The 17,539-nt window shown below is 63.3% G+C and carries 20 protein-coding genes; 17 read left to right on the forward strand and 3 right to left on the reverse strand.

Annotated elements, in window-relative coordinates; all coding sequences use genetic code 11:
• The first annotated feature begins 70 nt into the window (after positions 1-70).
• Positions 71-1,504, forward strand: a complete 1,434-nt coding sequence (locus AB4072_RS12095; protein ID WP_441968185.1) for an FAD-binding oxidoreductase — start codon at positions 71-73, stop codon at positions 1,502-1,504.
• A 54-nt stretch (positions 1,505-1,558) separates the two neighbouring features.
• On the opposite strand, the gene AB4072_RS12100 is transcribed toward AB4072_RS12095, so the two are convergent.
• Positions 1,559-2,551 (reverse strand): 2-hydroxyacid dehydrogenase, encoded by a 993-nt coding sequence (locus AB4072_RS12100; protein WP_441968186.1) that lies wholly within the window; start codon positions 2,549-2,551, stop codon positions 1,559-1,561.
• 260 nt (positions 2,552-2,811) lie between these two features.
• Between AB4072_RS12100 and AB4072_RS12105 the strand changes: the two genes are divergently transcribed.
• Both AB4072_RS12105 and AB4072_RS12110 read left to right on the forward strand, forming a co-directional pair.
• Positions 2,812-3,357 (forward strand): SH3 domain-containing protein, encoded by a 546-nt coding sequence (locus AB4072_RS12105; RefSeq protein WP_441968187.1) that lies wholly within the window; start codon positions 2,812-2,814, stop codon positions 3,355-3,357.
• A gap of 54 nt (positions 3,358-3,411) precedes the next feature.
• Positions 3,412-3,561: a DUF3096 domain-containing protein gene (locus AB4072_RS12110; protein WP_112662008.1), complete on the forward strand. Its 150-nt coding sequence runs from the start codon at positions 3,412-3,414 to the stop codon at positions 3,559-3,561.
• Between the two features lie 101 nt (positions 3,562-3,662).
• Here the strand turns inward: AB4072_RS12110 and AB4072_RS12115 are convergent, their stop codons facing one another.
• Together AB4072_RS12115 and irr are read right to left on the reverse strand one after the other, a co-directional pair.
• Positions 3,663-4,541, reverse strand: a complete 879-nt coding sequence (locus AB4072_RS12115) for an EamA family transporter (RefSeq protein WP_441968188.1) — start codon at positions 4,539-4,541, stop codon at positions 3,663-3,665.
• An 18-nt stretch (positions 4,542-4,559) separates the two neighbouring features.
• The gene (irr, locus tag AB4072_RS12120; protein ID WP_441968189.1) at positions 4,560-5,030 is read right to left on the reverse strand and encodes a Fur family transcriptional regulator Irr; all 471 of its coding nucleotides are present in this window, start codon (positions 5,028-5,030) and stop codon (positions 4,560-4,562) included.
• 235 nt (positions 5,031-5,265) lie between these two features.
• Here irr and fabA point away from each other — a divergent pair, with 235 nt between their 5' ends.
• From fabA to AB4072_RS12190, 14 genes are all read left to right on the forward strand, one after another.
• Complete coding sequence (gene fabA / locus AB4072_RS12125) at positions 5,266-5,787, forward strand: 3-hydroxyacyl-[acyl-carrier-protein] dehydratase FabA (RefSeq protein ID WP_441968190.1); 522 nt, start codon at positions 5,266-5,268, stop codon at positions 5,785-5,787.
• 80 nt (positions 5,788-5,867) lie between these two features.
• Positions 5,868-7,091 (forward strand): beta-ketoacyl-ACP synthase I, encoded by a 1,224-nt coding sequence (fabB, locus tag AB4072_RS12130; protein ID WP_441968191.1) that lies wholly within the window; start codon positions 5,868-5,870, stop codon positions 7,089-7,091.
• A 265-nt stretch (positions 7,092-7,356) separates the two neighbouring features.
• A complete protein-coding gene (gene fabI / locus AB4072_RS12135) occupies positions 7,357-8,187 on the forward strand; it encodes an enoyl-ACP reductase FabI (protein ID WP_441968192.1) in 831 nt (276 codons plus the stop codon).
• 97 nt (positions 8,188-8,284) lie between these two features.
• Positions 8,285-8,911: a DsbA family protein gene (locus tag AB4072_RS12140; RefSeq protein WP_441968193.1), complete on the forward strand. Its 627-nt coding sequence runs from the start codon at positions 8,285-8,287 to the stop codon at positions 8,909-8,911.
• 243 nt (positions 8,912-9,154) lie between these two features.
• Positions 9,155-10,675 carry a murein biosynthesis integral membrane protein MurJ gene (gene murJ / locus AB4072_RS12145; RefSeq protein ID WP_441968194.1) on the forward strand — a complete coding sequence of 507 codons (1,521 nt, stop codon included), beginning with the start codon at positions 9,155-9,157 and terminating at the stop codon, positions 10,673-10,675.
• An 81-nt stretch (positions 10,676-10,756) separates the two neighbouring features.
• Positions 10,757-11,794, forward strand: coding sequence for a tryptophan--tRNA ligase (gene trpS, locus AB4072_RS12150; protein ID WP_441968195.1), 1,038 nt, complete (start codon positions 10,757-10,759; stop codon positions 11,792-11,794).
• Between the two features lie 132 nt (positions 11,795-11,926).
• Positions 11,927-12,424, forward strand: coding sequence for a universal stress protein (locus AB4072_RS12155; RefSeq protein WP_441968196.1), 498 nt, complete (start codon positions 11,927-11,929; stop codon positions 12,422-12,424).
• 455 nt (positions 12,425-12,879) lie between these two features.
• Complete coding sequence (locus tag AB4072_RS12160; protein ID WP_441968197.1) at positions 12,880-13,293, forward strand: helix-turn-helix domain-containing protein; 414 nt, start codon at positions 12,880-12,882, stop codon at positions 13,291-13,293.
• 282 nt (positions 13,294-13,575) lie between these two features.
• Entirely contained in the window at positions 13,576-14,136 is a 561-nt protein-coding gene (locus tag AB4072_RS12165) for a NifU family protein (RefSeq protein WP_441968198.1), read from the forward strand.
• Between the two features lie 78 nt (positions 14,137-14,214).
• Positions 14,215-14,802: a malonic semialdehyde reductase gene (locus AB4072_RS12170; RefSeq protein ID WP_441968199.1), complete on the forward strand. Its 588-nt coding sequence runs from the start codon at positions 14,215-14,217 to the stop codon at positions 14,800-14,802.
• Between the two features lie 187 nt (positions 14,803-14,989).
• A complete protein-coding gene (gene tsaB, locus AB4072_RS12175) occupies positions 14,990-15,673 on the forward strand; it encodes a tRNA (adenosine(37)-N6)-threonylcarbamoyltransferase complex dimerization subunit type 1 TsaB (RefSeq protein ID WP_441968200.1) in 684 nt (227 codons plus the stop codon).
• A gap of 9 nt (positions 15,674-15,682) precedes the next feature.
• A complete protein-coding gene (gene rimI / locus AB4072_RS12180) occupies positions 15,683-16,168 on the forward strand; it encodes a ribosomal protein S18-alanine N-acetyltransferase (RefSeq protein WP_441968201.1) in 486 nt (161 codons plus the stop codon).
• A gap of 112 nt (positions 16,169-16,280) precedes the next feature.
• A complete protein-coding gene (locus AB4072_RS12185) occupies positions 16,281-16,688 on the forward strand; it encodes a Fur family transcriptional regulator (RefSeq protein WP_441968567.1) in 408 nt (135 codons plus the stop codon).
• Positions 16,685-17,458, forward strand: a complete 774-nt coding sequence (locus AB4072_RS12190) for a lysophospholipid acyltransferase family protein (protein ID WP_441968202.1) — start codon at positions 16,685-16,687, stop codon at positions 17,456-17,458. Before AB4072_RS12185 ends, AB4072_RS12190 begins: the two co-directional genes overlap by 4 nt.
• Positions 17,459-17,539: the final 81 nt, after the last annotated feature.

Genomic DNA, 17,539 nt, shown 5'->3' on the forward strand with positions numbered 1-17,539 from the left:
GTCGTTGCATCGAGCAAGCATGAAAAATCCGTCGCGGGGAGCTTCACCATCGGCTTGGGAGGAGCGAATCATGAACGACATGAGCCTCACGAATCTGCAATCGGGAAAAACCACGATCGACGCCATGGCCATCACGGCGCTGGCGAAACAACAGCGTGGCAGCGTGCTGGATGCGAGCCATGCGTCCTACGACGAAGTGCGCGTCATCTGGAACGCGATGATCGACCGCAAGCCGGCACTGATCATGCGATGCGCGGAGGCCGCAGATGTCGTCAATGCGGTGCGATTTGCCCGCGACAACGCGCTGCTCGTCGCGGTGCGTGGCGGAGGCCACAACATTGCCGGCAACGCGGTCTGCGATGGCGGTCTCATGATCGACCTGTCGCCCATGAAATCGGTGCGAGTGGACGCGAAGGCGAAACGGGCATGGGTCGAGCCGGGGGCGACGCTCGCCGATGTCGATAGGGAGACGCAAACTTTCGGGCTTGCACTGCCGACGGGCATCAACTCCACGACCGGCATTGCCGGGCTCACGCTCGGCGGCGGGTTTGGCTGGATCACGCGCAAGTTCGGCCTGACCATCGACAGCCTTCTTTCCGCGGACATCGTGACGGCGAATGGCGAACTGGTGCGCGCAAGCCTGACGGAAAACCCCGACCTGTTCTGGGCGCTGCGTGGCGGCGGTGGGAACTTCGGCATCGTCACGTCTTTCGAGTTCGAGCTTCACGAACTTGGCCCAGAAGTTCTCTCGGGACTGGTGGTGCATCCCTTCGCCGATGCCCCGATGGTTCTCGAGCAATATCGACAGGCCCTCGAGACGGCACCGGACGAGCTGACCTGCTGGACGGTGATGCGACAGGCCCCGCCGCTGCCGTTCATCCCGCAGGAATGGCATGGCAAGCCGGTGCTGATTCTCGCCATGTGCTATAGCGGTGATATGGCGGCCGGCGAGAAGGCGACAGCCAAGCTGCGCTCGATCGGCAAGCCCATCGTCGACGTTGTCGGCCCCCATCCTTTCGCCGGCTGGCAGCAGGCCTTCGATCCTCTGCTCACCCCCGGCGCCCGCAACTATTGGAAGAGCCTCGATTTCACGGATCTTTCCGACGCGGCGATCGGAATCCTGATCGATGCGGTTCGCCAATTGCCCGGACCCGAATGCGAGATATTCCTCGCTCATGTCGGCGGCGCCGCCGGCCGTATCGCGACGGACGCAACCGCGTTCCCGCAGCGAAATTCGCATTTCGTCATGAACGTTCATGCGCGCTGGCGCGAACCGGCGATGGACAAGGCGTGCATCGGCTGGGCACGCAAAATCTTCGAAGCCGCCAAGCCCTATGCCGCCGGCACCGCCTACATCAACTTCATGCCGGAAGACGAGCCCGACCGCGTCGAGGCCGCCTATGGCGACAACTACCGGCGGCTCGTCGAGATCAAGCGACGCTACGATCCGCAGAACCTCTTCCGCATGAACCAGAACGTGAGGCCGGATGGAGCTGGGGGCTGACTCAAATGACTTCTTTCCCGTCGAGCAAAATGGATCGATGGGAAAGAATCAGCCTCACAACATGCTCGGCAGCACCCGGTCCGGTGTTTTGTGGCCGTCGATGAAGGCCTTGATGTTCACGATGACCTTTTCGCCCATATCGATACGGCCCTCGTAAGTGGCCGAGCCCATATGGGGCAGCAGGACCACTTTGTTCTGCTTGGCGAGTTTCACGAGGCGCGGATTGACGGCGGGCTCTTCCTCGAACACGTCGAGGCCCGCGCCAGCGATGGCTCCGCTCTCCAGGAGACGCGTCAGCGCGGCCTCGTCGATGATCTCGCCGCGCGCGGTGTTCACGATGATCGCGGTCGGTTTCATGAGCTTGAGGCGGCGGGCCGAGAGCAGGTGATAGGTTGCGGGCGTGTGCGGGCAGTTCACGGACACGATATCCATGCGCGCCAGCATCTGGTCGAGGGATTCCCAATAGGTCGCTTCCAGTTCCGCCTCGATCCTGGGCGGCACGTGGCGGCGGTTGTGGTAGTGGATCTGGAGCCCGAAGGCCTTGGCGCGGCGGGCCAGCGCCTGACCGATGCGGCCCATGCCGACGATGCCGAGGCGTTTTCCGGTGATGCGGCGGCCGAGCATCCAGGTCGGCGACCAGCCGGCCCATTCGCCCGCCGGAATCACCTGCGCGCCTTCAGGAATACGGCGGGCGACCGCCATGATGAGGGCCATGGTCATATCCGCCGTGTCCTCTGTGAGGACGCCGGGCGTGTTGGTGACGGTGATGCCCCGGGCGTGGGCGGTCGCCACGTCCACGTGGTCGATGCCGTTGCCGAAATTGGCGATGAGCTTCAGGTTCGGACCGGCTTCGGCGATGATGCCGGCATCGATCTCGTCGGTGACGGTCGGTACCAGCACATCGGCCGTCTTCACCGCTTCCACCAGCGCTTCCCGCGTGAGGGCCTTGTCTTCGAGGTTGAGCCGGGTGTCGAACAATTCGCGCAGACGCGTCTCGATGGCGTCCGGCAAGCGACGGGTGACGACGACGACAGGTCTTTTCTTCATCACAAGGCCCCCGATGTCGAAAAGCCGAGAGAGGTTTGCGCATCTTCACGCGCCTTTAACCACAATTCGGCAACTAGGACCCGATCGCGCTTCTCTCAAGAGCTTGGCCGGATCCTGGAATGTTGATTCTGCATGATCGCTCCGGAAAACCGGATTTCCTTTTTCCGGATCATGCCCAGGCGGCGAGCCGTCGCCTAGCGCGGCCCGTCAAGCTTCTCTACCAGAGGCGCGACGTTAGACAAACCCGGTGCAAGAGCCCAATGCGCAAGACCGCCTTTACAATTTTCCTCCCCATTCTGCTTCTCGCGTTCATGAGCGTCGCGCCCGTGACGGCACAGGAAGCGCCGGGCGGTCGAAAGGGCACGGGGCTACCGGTTCCGCGTTACGTCAGCCTCAAGACGGACCGGGTGAACCTGCGCGAGGGCCCCTCCAAGGACCACCGCACGGCCTGGGTGTTCCAGCGCGCGGGCCTGCCCGTCGAAATCATCGCCGAATACGAAACCTGGCGGCGCATCCGCGATTCGGAAGGCACGGAGGGCTGGGTGCTGCACTCGCTTCTTTCCGGACGCCGCACCGGGCTCGTCATGCCCTGGGCCAAGGACCGCACCCCGATTCCGCTGTTGAGCAAGCCCGACGACAAGGGCGATGTCGTCGCTCAGCTCCAGCCCGGCGTGATTGCCAACATCAAGGATTGCAACGGTACCTGGTGCCGTATCCTGATTGCTCTGGAACGCTCCCGCGACGTGGACGGCTATCTCCGCCAGGACAAACTCTGGGGCGTTTATCCGAACGAGAAGGTGGAATAGCGGACCCGCAACGCTCTTCTCTCATTGCCTTTTTCCAACGAAAGACCGACTGAAATGACGCTTTCCTTGAGTTTCACAAAGCTTCTGCCAATCCTGGCCCTGATCCTCGGCATCGGCTCGCTCATCGCGCCGCGCTTTCTCAACATCTTCGTGGCGATCTTCCTGATTGTCTACGCGCTCGTGGGCTTCGGCCTACTGCGCTGACGGCAGGAATCTCTCGGCCCGCATCCGCGCGTCACGCGCTCGTACAGGCACGACAGGCTTGAACGGCCCGATGGCCCCGATGGCTTCCTGGTGAATGCGGTTCAGGCGGGCTGCAAACGCCGCAGAATACGCAGACCGAAGACGTTGAGCAAAAGCCCCAGCACGATGATCGCACCGCCGACAGCCTCGATGGGTTGCAGGGCCTCGCCCAGAATCAGGGTGGAACCTAAAATCCCCGCCACAGGCACGAGCAGGGCAAAGGGCGTTACGGTCGCCGCCGGGTGACGAGAGAGCAAATAGGCCCAGATTCCGAAGGCGAAGACCGTGCTCGGATAGGCGAGATAAGCCACCGCGGCCATGGCGCCACCGTCCATCTCCGCCAAGGCAGTAGCGACCCGGGCCGGGCCGTCGAGCCAAAGCGAGAGCCCCAGAAGGGGAAGCGGCGCGACAAGGCTCGCCCAGATGATGAAGCCCAACATATCTACGCGGCCCGCGCGCTTGGATATGATGTTCGCCACCCCCCAGGACGCAGCGGCCGCGACCGTCATGAGGAAGGGAATGGCGCCTCCGCCGGTCAGGCGCGGCCAGGCTATCAAAGCGAGCCCGAAGCAGGCGATGAGACCTCCCACCGCTTGGTGGAGTCCAGGTCTCTCACCCATGATCATCATGGCGAAGAGGATCGTGAAGAAGACCTGCGCCTGCATGACCACGGAGGCAAGGCTCGCCGGCATTCCGAGCGCAAGGGCGGCAAACAGCAACCCGAACTGGGCAACGCCGAGGAAAAAGCCGTATCCAACAACGTTGCGCCAATCGGTCTTTGGACGTGGGATGAAGAAAACCGCTGGTAGTGCTGCGAAGACGAATCGGAGCGCCGCTAACAGGAGTGGCGGCGTACTGCCTACACCGAGCTTGATGACGACGAAGCTCAGGCCCCAGATCATCGTGACGACGATGGCGAAGAGGCTGTGGCCGAGCGGCATGAAGGAGCCAGTCAGTGATTATGTGGACTTGCGGCGCAGCCGGACGATCACCTCGACGCCCGCGACCTCCATGCCTTCAGGCGCCGCCGGAAGGTCGGCGACCGTGATGCCGGTGGAGGGCATGTCCACCAGTTCCCCCTCTTCTTCGAGGAAGAAGTGATGGTGCTCGGTCGGGTTGGTATCGAAATAGGCCTTGGTGCCGTCCACGGCGAGCTGCCGCAGGAGGCCGACCTCGGTGAACTGGTGCAGTGTGTTGTAGACCGTGGCCAAGGACACAGGAACGCGGGCCTTCGAGGCCTCATCGAACAAGACCTCGGCCGTGATGTGCCGGTCACCCTTGCCGAACAGCAGCCAGCCGAGGGAAACACGCTGCCTCGTCGGGCGCAAACCCACGCGGCGCAGTTTGTCGCGCAGCTCCGAAAGGGGGCAGCCGCGACGATAATGCGGGGCGGACTTGAGGTCGATGAGGGAAGACAGGGTGTCGGTCATCTCGGGCACTGAAGGATGAAACGCGGCTTTTATCACCATAATCATAGGAAGGCGAGAGGGTTGCCGCAAGGCGGCCTTGCGCCGGGCCTTGCACTTTGGCGAAAATTGGGCTTCGGATGCGCCTCTTTGAGGGATGGCGCGCCTGTGCTACGAGGGCGCACCCAGGAGCCTTGGCGGTGACGCCGCGGCGCTCCCGCCCTATGGACGTATATGATTGAAAGGATCGGCATCCGGCATGGCCCGCAAGTCGAGCTATAATTACGAAGAACTTCTCGCCTGTGGGCGCGGAGAGCTGTTCGGATCCGGCAATGCGCAGTTGCCTCTTCCCCCCATGCTGATGTTCGACCGCATCAGTTCCATTGGCGAGGATGGCGGTGCATACGGCAAGGGCCACGTGGTCGCCGAACTCGATGTGCGGCCGGATCTCTGGTTTTTCCCCTGCCATTTCAAAGGCGATCCGGTGATGCCGGGCTGCCTGGGGCTCGATGCGCTCTGGCAGATGGTGGGCTTCCATCTCGGCTGGCTCGGGTCGGCAGGCCGCGGCCGCGCGCTCGGCGTCGGGGAGGTGAAATTCTCCGATCAAGTGCTGCCGAATGTCAAAAAGGTGGTCTACGGCGTCGACCTGAAGCGGGTTTTCCGCTCCAAGCTGGTGCTCGGCATCGCCGATGGCTGGCTGGAGGCCGATGGCCGCCGCATCTATGAAGCGAAGGACCTGCGGGTCGGTTTGTTCCAGGCGGAAACACCGGCTGGCGGCTAAACACGCCGCCGAAGGTTGAGAATACGGGATGCCGATCTTACGTCAGGGGTCGGCATCGAAGTCCTATGAAGAGGTAGGTTATGAGGCGCGTCGTCGTCACCGGGATGGGTATCGTCTCGTCCATCGGCAACAACACGCAGGAGGTTCTGGCCTCTTTGCGGGAAGCCAAGTCGGGCATCGTCCAGGCGACGGATTACGAGAAACTCGGGTTCCGCTGCCAGGTTCATGGCGCGCCGAACATCAATGTCGAAGAGATGGTCGACCGCCGCGCCATGCGCTTCCATGGCGGCGGCACCGCCTGGAACCACGTGGCCATGGATCAGGCGATCCGCGACGCAGGTCTCGAGGAAGGCGACGTTTCCAACGAGCGCACGGGCATCATCATGGGCTCGGGCGGCCCCTCGACCCGCGCGATCGTCGAATCGGCGGATATCACTCGGACCAAGGGTCCCAAGCGCGTCGGCCCCTTCGCGGTGCCCAAGGCCATGTGCTCGACCGCCTCGGCGACGCTTGCGACCTGGTTCAAGATCAAGGGCGTGAATTATTCGATCTCGTCGGCCTGCGCGACCTCGAACCATTGCATCGGCAATGCCTATGAGATGATCCAGTACGGCAAGCAGGACGTAATGTTCGCGGGCGGTTGCGAAGATCTCGACTGGACGCTCTCCGTCCTCTTCGACGCCATGGGCGCCATGTCCTCGAAATACAACGAGAACCCGGCCGTCGCCTCCCGCGCCTATGACGTGAACCGCGACGGCTTCGTGATCGCCGGCGGCGCGGGCGTGCTGGTTCTCGAGGAGCTGGAACACGCCAAGGCGCGCGGCGCGCGCATCTACGGCGAAATCGTCGGCTACGGCATGAGCTCGGACGGCTACGACATGGTCGCGCCGTCGGGCGAGGGCGCGGTGCGCTGCATGCGCATGGCATTGCAGAACGTCAATGCGCCGATCGACTACATCAATCCGCACGCCACTTCGACGCCGGTCGGCGATCAGAAGGAAATCGAGGCGATCCGTGAAGTGTTCGGCGCGGGCGAAAAGTGCCCGCCGATTTCGGCCACGAAATCGCTCACCGGTCACTCGCTCGGCGCGACCGGCGTGCAGGAGGCGATCTATTCGCTTCTGATGATGAACAACCGCTTCATCTGCGAGAGCGCGCATATCGACGAAATCGATCCCGAATTCGCCGACATGAACATCGTGCGCAAACGTATCGACGACGCCAAGATCGACACGGTTCTCTCGAATTCGTTCGGTTTCGGCGGCACCAACGCTACGCTCGTCTTCAGCCGTTACGCGGCATAAAAACATGATCCGGAAAGGTGGATACCGGCTTTCCGATAAGATCATGCGTGTAACGGAACCATCGAGGACTTTTTTCGATCTTTGGATTGGAAAAGTCCTCGATAAACGAACGTCACATCACTGAACATCTTCATGCGAACCCCAAGCCAATCTTGGGGACCTTCACATGGACATGCTTACCGACATTGCCAAAACGGCACCACACGCCGCGAACTGCCACGCGAATGAGCAGTGGCGAAACGAGCCGGCGCACAGGGGGACTCGAGTGAACGGTCTGATGCAAGGAAAGCGCGGCCTCATCATGGGCGTCGCGAACGATCATTCCATCGCGTGGGGCATCGCCAAGGCCCTGGCGGAACATGGCGCGGAGCTGGCCTTCACCTATCAGGGCGACGCGCTCGGCAAGCGCGTGACGCCGCTCGCGCAATCGCTCGGCTCCAGCCTCGTCGTGCCCTGCGACGTGGAAGACATCGCTTCCGTCGATGCCGCGTTTGAGGCGCTCGACAAGCATTGGAATTCCATCGATTTCGTGGTGCATGCCATCGGCTTCTCCGACAAGTCGCAGCTCAAGGGTTCCTATGTGGACGTCACCACCCGCGAGAATTTCTCGCGCACCATGGTGATCTCGTGCTTCTCCTTCACGGAAATCGCGCAGCGCGCGGCCAAGCGCATGAAGGACGGCGGCTCGCTGCTCACCCTGACCTATGGCGGCTCGGTACGCGTGATGCCGAACTACAACGTGATGGGCGTGGCGAAGGCCGCCTTGGAAGCGAGCATGCGCTACATCGCTTCCGATCTCGGACCGAAGGGCATCCGCTGCAACGCGATTTCCGCAGGCCCCGTGCGCACGCTCGCCGGCGCGGGCATCTCGGATGCGCGCGTAATGTTCAACTATCAGAAAGAGCATGCTCCTCTGCGCCGTTCGATCACCATCGAGGACGTCGGCGGCTCCGCGCTTTATCTGCTCTCCGATCTGTCGCGAGGCGTGACCGGTGAAATCCACTACGTGGATTCCGGCTACAACATCATTTCCATGCCGCGCCCCGACGTGTTGAAGGCGCAGGATGCGGCGGGCGTGACGGGCGACGAGGGTTGAGCCCCGACGCCTTCACGAGGGCGTGAAAGCGCAGGTTCCGCACTTGAAAAGGTCTCGGTCGAGGCGCAGCAATAAAGCCTCGATTCGAAAGCTTGTCATGATCCTCTCCCGCCGCACGTTCCTCGCCGGTTGCGCCGCTTCGCAACTCACCGTGCCAGCCTTCGCGCAAAACGCACCGGAGCCGCAAAAAGTACCGGTCGAGCTTGTCGAGGACACGCTCAATCTGGCGTCCATCGTGAAACTCGGTCACGCCCATGGGGACGTGATCATGGTCGAATATTTCGATTACAACTGCCCCTGGTGCAAGCGCTCGGCGCAGGACCTGCCCGAGCTCCTGACAGCGGAGCCCGATCTTTCCTACATGCTCGTGAATTTCGCGGTGCTCGGCGCACCGTCTGTCGAGACGACGCGGGTGGCGCTCGGCTTCCTGCAGCTTTACGGGCCGGAAAAGTATCTACCGCTGCATCTCGTCCTGTTCGGCCTGCGTGGCCCGGTCACCGGTCAGCGCGCGCTGGCGGAAGCCGAACGGCTCGGAGCCAATCCGAAAAAACTCATCGAAATCGCCGATGCGCCGAAAACGACCGAATGGATGAAGAAGGCCTTTCGCCTCGGCAACTCTCTCGGTCTGATCGCAACACCGTCCTTCCTGGTCGGCACGGAATCCTATGTCGGAGGCATGACGCTCGCGCAAAAACGCGAGGCGATTGCGCGGGCGAGGGGGTGAGACCGAGTACGAGCCGGAAAAGCTTTCCCGTGTCATCCCCGGCGAGCCAAAGGCGAGGGAAGGGGATCCACGGCCGGGCACAGCGCTATGGATTCCCTTCCCCTCCGCTTCGCTCCGGCCGGGAATGACACTCGGGGGGTATCGTTCCGTCCTCGCGGGAAACGCGGCCGCTTAGACAAAACCCTCCGCCCCCGCTAAAGCTGCCACATCGTTTCTCGAACGCGGCTGTCCGAATAGTTCGCCATGTCGCTTGTCCGCTCATCCCTTCTCGTCGGCCTCGGCGCGAGTGCGTCACGCATCCTGGGCTTCGCGCGGGATATTCTGTTCGCGCAGGCGCTCGGCGCGGGGCCGGTGGCGGATGCTTTTTTGGCCGCCTTCCGGCTGCCGAACCTGGTCCGCCGCGTGGTCGGCGAGGGCGGTCTCAATCCCGCGCTGATTCCCGCCCTCGGGCGAATGGATCCCAAAGAAGCCGCACCCTTCGCGGGCGATGTGATGAGCGTTTTCGCGCTGGCGATCACGGCGTTGACGGGGCTTGTCCTGCTCGGAGCCGGACTCTTCGCTCTCGTCCTCGCACCCGGTCTCGAGAATCAGGATACGCTCGATCTCGTGGCGCTCTACACACGCCTCAGCTTTCCCTCGGTCATCGGCGTGACACTCGCCTCCATCGGCGCGGCTTTGCTCAATTGGCAGCGCCGTTTCACCGCCGCGACCATGGCGCCGCTTGTGGTGAACGGAGCGCTGATCGCGGTGCTTCTCGCACTGTCGCTGACCAACGATATGCCGTTGCAAACAAAGGCCGCATGGCTCGCCCTTGCCGCCAGCATCGTCGGGTTCGTGCAACTCGCCATCGTCGCGCTTGCCCTATGCCGAGGCGATCCGCGCCCGATCCGGTTTCGCAAACCGCGCTGGACGCCCGTCCTGAAGGGTATTCTGCTCGCGGTCTTTCCGGCGCTGATCGCCAGTGGCGCGGTGCAGCTTTTCATTCTCGCGGCGACGCAGATCGCTTCCTTCTGGCCGTCGGGCGTGTCCTGGCTCTATTACGCCGAGCGCGTCATGCAATTGCCCCTCGGCCTCATGGGCGCGCTTGGTGCCTCCGTGCTGTTGCCGGAACTCGCCTTGCGCCACCGCGCGGGAGAAACCCCTGCCATCGTCGCCGCGCAAAACAAGGCGATGGAACTCGCCCTGCTTCTGGCGCTGCCCGCCGCCGTGGCGCTCGCCATCCTCGCCCATCCCATCGCCACCGTCCTGTTTGAACGCGGCGCATTCGGCCCGCAGGACGCGGCAGGCACCGGAGAGGTTCTCGCGAGCCTGAGCGCCGGACTTCCCTTCGCGGCTCTGGGCAAGGTACTCTCGCAAACGCTTTTCGCGAGCGGTTCGCTCCGGAGCACCCTCATCGCCACGCTGGTCGGCCTTGCCGCGACCTTTCTTGCCGGATGGGGACTCGGCGAAGTCTTCGGCGTCGCCGGAATCGCCCTCGGGGTCGCCGTCGGATGTGCGGCGCATGTGACGGCGCTCGCTACGCTCTTGAGGCTGGCGGGGTTGTGGAGCTTTGATCGGGCCTTCGGTCTCAGTGTCCTGAGGATCGCTGTCGCAAGCCTGATCATGGCCCTTGGCCTTTGGGTCGTCGCACAAGCGATTCCCGCGCCGGGAATTCCAGCCCTTGCCCTCTTCTGCGTGGGCGGACTTAGCCTCTACAGCTTGGCAGCCTGGATGTGTGGCGCGGTGACGCGGGCTGAGATCGCGCAGCTGATCCGCAAATCTTGAGACTTTCACCGGCTGAAGGCTTGCATCGCCGCGCCGCCCTGTCATAACGCGGCCCGGTAAAGCTTTGGAGTTCAACAGATCATGGCGCAGTTCAAGGAGCTCATATTCTCGGGGATGCAACCCACCGGGAATCTGCATCTCGGCAACTATCTCGGCGCGATGATCCGATGGATTGAACTCCAGAAGACCAAGGATTGCATCTATTGCGTCGTGGATCTCCACGCCATCACCGTAGCGCAGGAGCCGGCCCTGCTGAAGAAGGCCATCCGCGAGGTCACGGCCGCCTATATCGCCGCCGGTCTCGATCCGAAAAAGAGCATCATCTTCAACCAGAGCCAGGTTTCCGGCCACGCTGAACTCGCCTGGGTCGTGAACTGCGTCGCCCGTCTCGGCTGGCTCAACCGCATGACCCAGTTCAAGGAGAAGGCCGGCAAGGACCGGGAGAACGCCTCGGTCGGCCTCTACGCCTATCCGGATCTGATGGCCGCCGACATTCTCCTCTACCGCGCCACACATGTGCCGGTGGGTGAGGATCAGAAGCAGCACCTGGAACTGACCCGCGACGTCGCCCAGAAGTTCAACAACGACTTTGCCGCCTCGATTGCCGAGAACGGCTTCGGAGACGCGTTCTTCCCGCTGCCGGAACCGCTGATCCAGGGGCCGGCGACCCGCGTCATGTCGCTGCGTGACGGCTCGAAGAAGATGTCGAAATCGGACCCGTCCGATTACTCGCGCATCAATCTGACCGACGACGCCGACACCATCGCCCAGAAAGTCCGCAAGGCGAAGACCGATCCCGAGCCGCTGCCGAGCGAGGTCGAGGGCCTAAAGACCCGTCCCGAGGCCGAAAATCTGGTGGCGATCTATGCGGCGCTGACCGACGCGACGGCCGAGAACGTGCTGCGCGACCATGGCGGCTCGCAGTTCTCGGGCTTCAAGACGGCGCTCGTGGACGTGGCGGTGGCAAAGCTTGCGCCGATTGCGGACGAGATGCGCCGTCTGATGGCCGATCCGGCCCATATCGACGCCGTTCTCGCGGACGGTTCTGCCCGTGCCCGGGTTCTCGCCCAACCGACCATCGACGCCGTGAAGGACATCGTCGGCTTCGTCCGTTCGTAATCCGGGAAGGTCTTTGGATCCGCTTGTGCCTCAGCGGCATGAGCGGGTGCGCCAAGCGACCGGCTTGCGAAATACGCACGACCGGGTCAGCATCCAAGGCTCGCGCGGAGGTAAAACGCGGAGGTAAAAGCCTTGAGCGGAAAGCGTCGATCCTACGAGGCCGGGCATCGGCCGAAATTCATGGTGGTGGTCGACGAGACCTCCGAATGTGCTCGCGCGATCCATTTCGCCTCGCGCCGCACCGCCCGTACCGGAGCGAGCATGATCATGCTCGCTATCGTGGATCCGCCTGCCAATTTCGAATGGATCGGGGTCGGCGAGGCCATGATCGAGGACGCCCAGCACGACGCCGAGAAACGCCTCGATGAAGCCGCCCGCGAGGCTCGCACCTCGGCAGGCGTCGAGCCCGAGCGGGTGATTCGGATCGGCGACAAGGCGGACGCCATCATCGAATTGATCGACGAGGACGAAGACATTTCCTTCCTCGTTCTGGCCGCCGGAACAGGCAAGGACGGCCCGGGACCTCTCGTCTCGAGCCTCGCCGGCAAGGTCGCCTCCACCTTCCCCATACCCATCGTGGTGGTGCCCGGCACCTTGAGCGACGAGGAAATCGACGCCCTCGCGGGGTGATTCTCGTATCCCCCCAACCGTCATTCCGGGGCGAGCGCAGCGAGAGCCGGAACCCATAAACGCTGGTTTATCCGCATAAGAAACGGCGGCCATCGTTGCGCCCTCTCCACTACCCTCGGAGGCTCTAGGTTCCGGGCTCCGCTGTGCGGCCCCGGAATGACGGGGGGGAGAGTCCCGGAATGACGGGAGAGGTGTTGGCGTGCCATTGACCCTTTCCCCCCTTCACGTGTTATCTCGTAGCCGGAGCCGGCCGCAGCCGGTTTTGGGGCTTGATAACCCCTCCCATAGCGGCCGGCATCGGCCGCTAACGATGCCTCCCTCGCCTTATGGCCGGGAGGTGTTGGCGCATGTCCAGGGCGAAAGCCTAAAGGTCAATGCGGCCGTCTATGGGCGGTTTATCAACTCCCGGCCGCCAGCCCATCGCTGGTGGCCTTCACCGCCAAGGGGGAGTTTTTATGAGCAGATCGTCCGACCGCGCCAGAGCGCCAAGCGCCGTCCAACCAAACGCCGCCAAATCGCCCAACGCTGCCGACCAGCGTATCGGTCAGCGCGTCCGCTTGAGGCGTCTTGCCATCGGATTGAGCCAGGAAAAACTGGCCCAGGCGCTCGGGATCACCTTCCAACAGGTCCAGAAATATGAGCGGGGCACCAACCGCATCGGCGCGAGCCGCCTGCAGGAGATCGCGCGGGTCCTGAGCGTTCCGGTCGCGTCTTTCTACGACGCGGACGATCAGGCCGATGGGTCGCTGACGACCATGTTGGACACGCCGGAAAGCCTCCCCCTGCTCCAGGCCTTCACGGCCATCGCCCCCGACCTGCGGCGCCAGGCGCTGGAGCTGGTGCGGGCCATTGCCAAAGTGAAGATGTGATCGCCACCTCCGTCATTCCGGGGCGCGCCATCGGCGCGAACCCGGAACCTATAAACGCTTGGATAGCCGCATAAGAAACGACGGCCATCGTTGTGCTCTCTCCATCATCCTCGGCGGCTATAGGTCCGGGCTCCGCTGTGCGGCCCCGGTATGACGGCTAAGGCGAGAACAGGTCGCACTCTTGGATTCCACTCAAACCCGTTCCACATCTGATACGGAACCTGTTAGAACCATTCCATCGACCACTCGGCCGGCCTTGAACCGGCGCTGAGGACAAAAAAGATGTTCATTCAAACTGAAGCGACTCCCAATCCCGCCACTCTCAAGTTTTTGCCCGGCCGCATCGTCATGCCGGAAGGCACCTTTGAGGCCCGCGATGCGCAGAGCGCCACGGCCTCACCTTTGGCCGAGCGGCTCTTTACCGTGCCCGGCGTCACGAGCGTCTTCTTCGGCTACGATTTCATTTCCGTCACCAAGAACGACGGCGAATGGCAGCACCTGAAGCCCGCGATTCTCGGCGGCATCATGGAGCATTTCATGGCGGGCGCGCCGGTTCTGAATACCGGCACCGCCTCTTCCGACGAGGACGGTGAGGAATTCTTCGACGATGCGGATGCCGCCACCGTCGAGACCATCAAGGAGCTGCTCGAAACCCGCATCCGTCCCGCTGTCGCGGGCGATGGCGGCGACATCACTTTCCGTGGCTTCAAGGATGGTGTCGTCTACCTCGTCATGAAGGGCGCCTGCTCGGGCTGTCCGTCCTCCACAGCCACCTTGCGTCACGGCATTCAGAACCTCCTGCGCCACTTCCTGCCGGATGTGCGCGAGGTGCAGGCTGTTTAAGCTTGACGAGAAAGCTCTAGAATCAGGCGCGGTTCTCGAACTTTCGAGCGCCGCGCTTTTTCTTTTCAGGAGTCATCCTTGGACAAGCTCGACGACGCCTCCCTCGATCAACTCTTTCGCAACGCGCGCACCTTGCGCCACTGGCAGGACAAGCCTATCGGCGCGGATCTCCTACGCGACATCGCGGAGATGGCGAAGCTCGGCCCGACGAGCGGTAATTGCTGCCCGGCCCGTTTCGTCTTCGTGGTCTCGCCGGAGGCCAAGGAGCGCCTGAAGCCCCATCTCGACGAGGGCAATGTGCGCCAGACCATGAGCGCGCCCGCCACCGTCATCGTCGGCTACGACATGGAATTCTACGAAAAGTTTCCCGTTCTCTCCCCCCGGACGAATGTGGATTTCTGGCGCAATGCCCCGCGCGAACTCGTGGAGGAAACAGCCCTTCGCAACTCGTCCCTGCAAGGGGCTTATCTGATGCTTGCCGCCCGCGCCCACGGGCTCGATTGCGGGCCGATGTCCGGCTTCGACAATGCGGGCGCCGCAAAAGCCTTTTTTCCGAGCGGTACGATCAAGGCGAATTTTTTGATCAATCTCGGCTATGGCGACCGGGAAGGGTTGCGCCCGCGCGCGGCGCGTCTGGCATTCGAGGAATTTTGCCAGATCGCTTGAAAATAAGCGCCGTCCCGTCACCCTGGGGCCGCGAAGCGGAACCCGGGATCGCGCGCCGCGAAAAGCGCCAATCTCGTCATGCAATCCTGGATCGCCTTGGGCGTCCGGGATGACGGTGCTCGAAAACCGGTTCCCTCTTGTCCGGATCATGCTCTAAAGAGAGCGCAAGAGTGATGGAGATCTAACGTTGCGCGTTCTTGCCATCGATACGGCGCTCGGCGCCTGCTCGGCTTGCGTTCTCGATATCGACAAGGTCGAGCCGCTCGTTCGCGAGATGATTCCGATGGATCGCGGCCATGCGGAGGCGCTGCTGCCGTTGATCGACCGGCTGATCTCCCATGTGGAGGGCGGCTTCAAGAGCCTCGACCGGGTCGCCGTCACCGTCGGACCGGGCAGCTACACGGGTTTGCGCGTCGGTATCGCCGCCGCGCGCGCCATCGGGCTCGCGGCTGGAATTCCGGTGGTCGGCGTCGCGACCCTCTCGGCCTTTCTCGCCCCGATGCTGGCCGGCGAGGCGCGTGGCCTTTTCACCGCCGCCGTCGATGCGAAACACGGCCACGTCTATATTCAAGCCATCGCGGCGGGCGGGCGCACCATCATTCCCTCGAGCCTGATGGGCTTACGCGACGCATTGCGTCTGCTCGGCTCCGGCCCGCTTCTGCTCACCGGCTCGGCCGCGCCGATCCTCGCAGCGGAAGCCTGGGCGCAGGGCATCGACGCCACCATCACGGAAACACCGCTCGCACCCGAAATCACCTGGGTCGCTCGGCTCGGGGCTCTCGCCGATCCCGCCCAGGCCCTGCCGAAGCCGCTTTACTTACGCGGACCGGATGCCAAGCCGCAGGACGGGGCGCGAATCGCCAGACGGTGAGCCTTGGCGATGAGCTTTCTCGATCGCTTTCGCACACCGCCTTCCGCACGCTTCGACGCAGTGGGCATGGGCCACTCCCCGCGTCTCGCGGCTCTCCATGCAAGTGCCTTCGCGCGGCCCTGGGACGTGCATGAATTCGAACGGCTGCTCGGCGAGCAGAACACCTCGGCCAACGGGCTCTTTCTCGGCACGGCCCATGCACCGTCCGGCTTCGTGCTCTCGCGAATCGTCCTCGACGAAGCGGAGATCCTGACCGTGGCCATGGGGCCGGAGGCGCGCGGCAAGGGCTATGGACGCCCGCTTCTCGCTCACCATTTCGAGGATCTGGAGCGCCGGGGCGTGCGGACGGTCCATCTGGAGGTCGAGGACGGCAATCTCGCCGCCCTTGCGCTCTACCGGCGTCTCGGCTTTCAGGAGATCGGACGGCGCGAGGGCTATTATCGTAAATCGGATGGCGGCCGCGCCACGGCTCTGACCATGAGCCTCGCCTTGTAACCATGCGAGGTCTTGTTTCGACGAAACAGGATCGTGCTCTATAAGCAGGGTTAAGGAGACGATCTTGGCAGTACGGTCCAGAACGAGCACCACCCAAAAGCGGTCCGACGCCATCGAGCGCGCCTGCCGCGAGAAAGGCCTGCGCATGACGGGGCAGCGCCGTGTCATCGCGCGGATTCTCGATGCGGCGGACGACCATCCGGACGTGGTGGAACTGCATCGCCGTGCGGTGGTGGTGGATGACCGGATTTCGCTCTCGACCGTCTACCGGACGGTGAAACTGCTGGAGATCCAGGGAATCATCGAACGGCTCGATTTCCGCGACGGACGCTCCCGCTACGAGCAGGCCGCGCGCGAGCATCACGACCATCTCATCAATCTCGAAACCGGCGACGTGATCGAATTCCGTTCGGAGGAAATCGAAAAGCTGCAAACCGAGATCGCCAGAAAGCTCGGCTACCGGCTCGTGTATCATCGCCTCGAACTCTACGCGGTGCCTATCGATAAGGACGAGACGTGACCCGGATCCTGCTCGCGGCGAGGCTTGCGCTCCTGGCGCTTTTCGCCGCTATCGCCATTCCGTTGCAGATGCTGGCCTTGCGCTTCGGGTGGCGCCTCATGCATCACGCGCCGACGATGTTTCATCGGGTTTTCCTGAGCCTCTTCGGCATCCGCGTGATCGAACACGGCTCACCACCCGACAAACGGAAGGCGACGCTCGTTCTCGCGAATCACGTCTCCTGGCTCGACATCTCGGTGATCGGCTCGCTGCGCCCGCTCTCCTTTATCGCCAAGTCGGAAGTGGCGACCTGGCCGGTGGTCGGTCTGTTCGCGAGGCTTCAGCGCTCCGTGTTTCTCGACCGCCAGCGCCGCAAGGCAACAGTGGAGGTGAACGGCGCGGTGGCGCAACGCCTCGCCAAGGGCGACGTGATGGTCCTGTTTCCGGAAGGCACCACCGGCGACGGCACAAGACTTCTGCCCTTCCGCTCCTCCATCGTCGGTGCAGCGCAAGCGGCGTTGAGCGATCCGAACGTCGACACCCTCGACCTGCAACCGCTCGCCATCGCCTATACGCGCCGCAACGGCCTGCCCATCACCCGGCGCGACCGGCCTTTCATCGCCTGGTACGGCGACATGGAACTCGCCCCGCACCTCGTGGAAATCTTGACCGGCGGCCCGCTCGACGTGGTGGTGACATGGGGCCCCTCCATCGCCATCGACGGCCACCGCAAGCAAGCCACCACCGCCGCGGAGATCGCGGTGAGGCGCGCGATTCATCGCGCGGGGTGAGATTGCTTGCGATCAAGCGCAACGGAGCCCTCCTCCCCCTTATGGGGAGGAGTTGGAGGTGGCGGTGTTGGCGCGACGGTT

Source organism: Microvirga sp. 2MCAF38 (assembly GCF_052115485.1).
Taxonomy (GTDB): Bacteria; Pseudomonadota; Alphaproteobacteria; order Rhizobiales; family Beijerinckiaceae; genus Microvirga.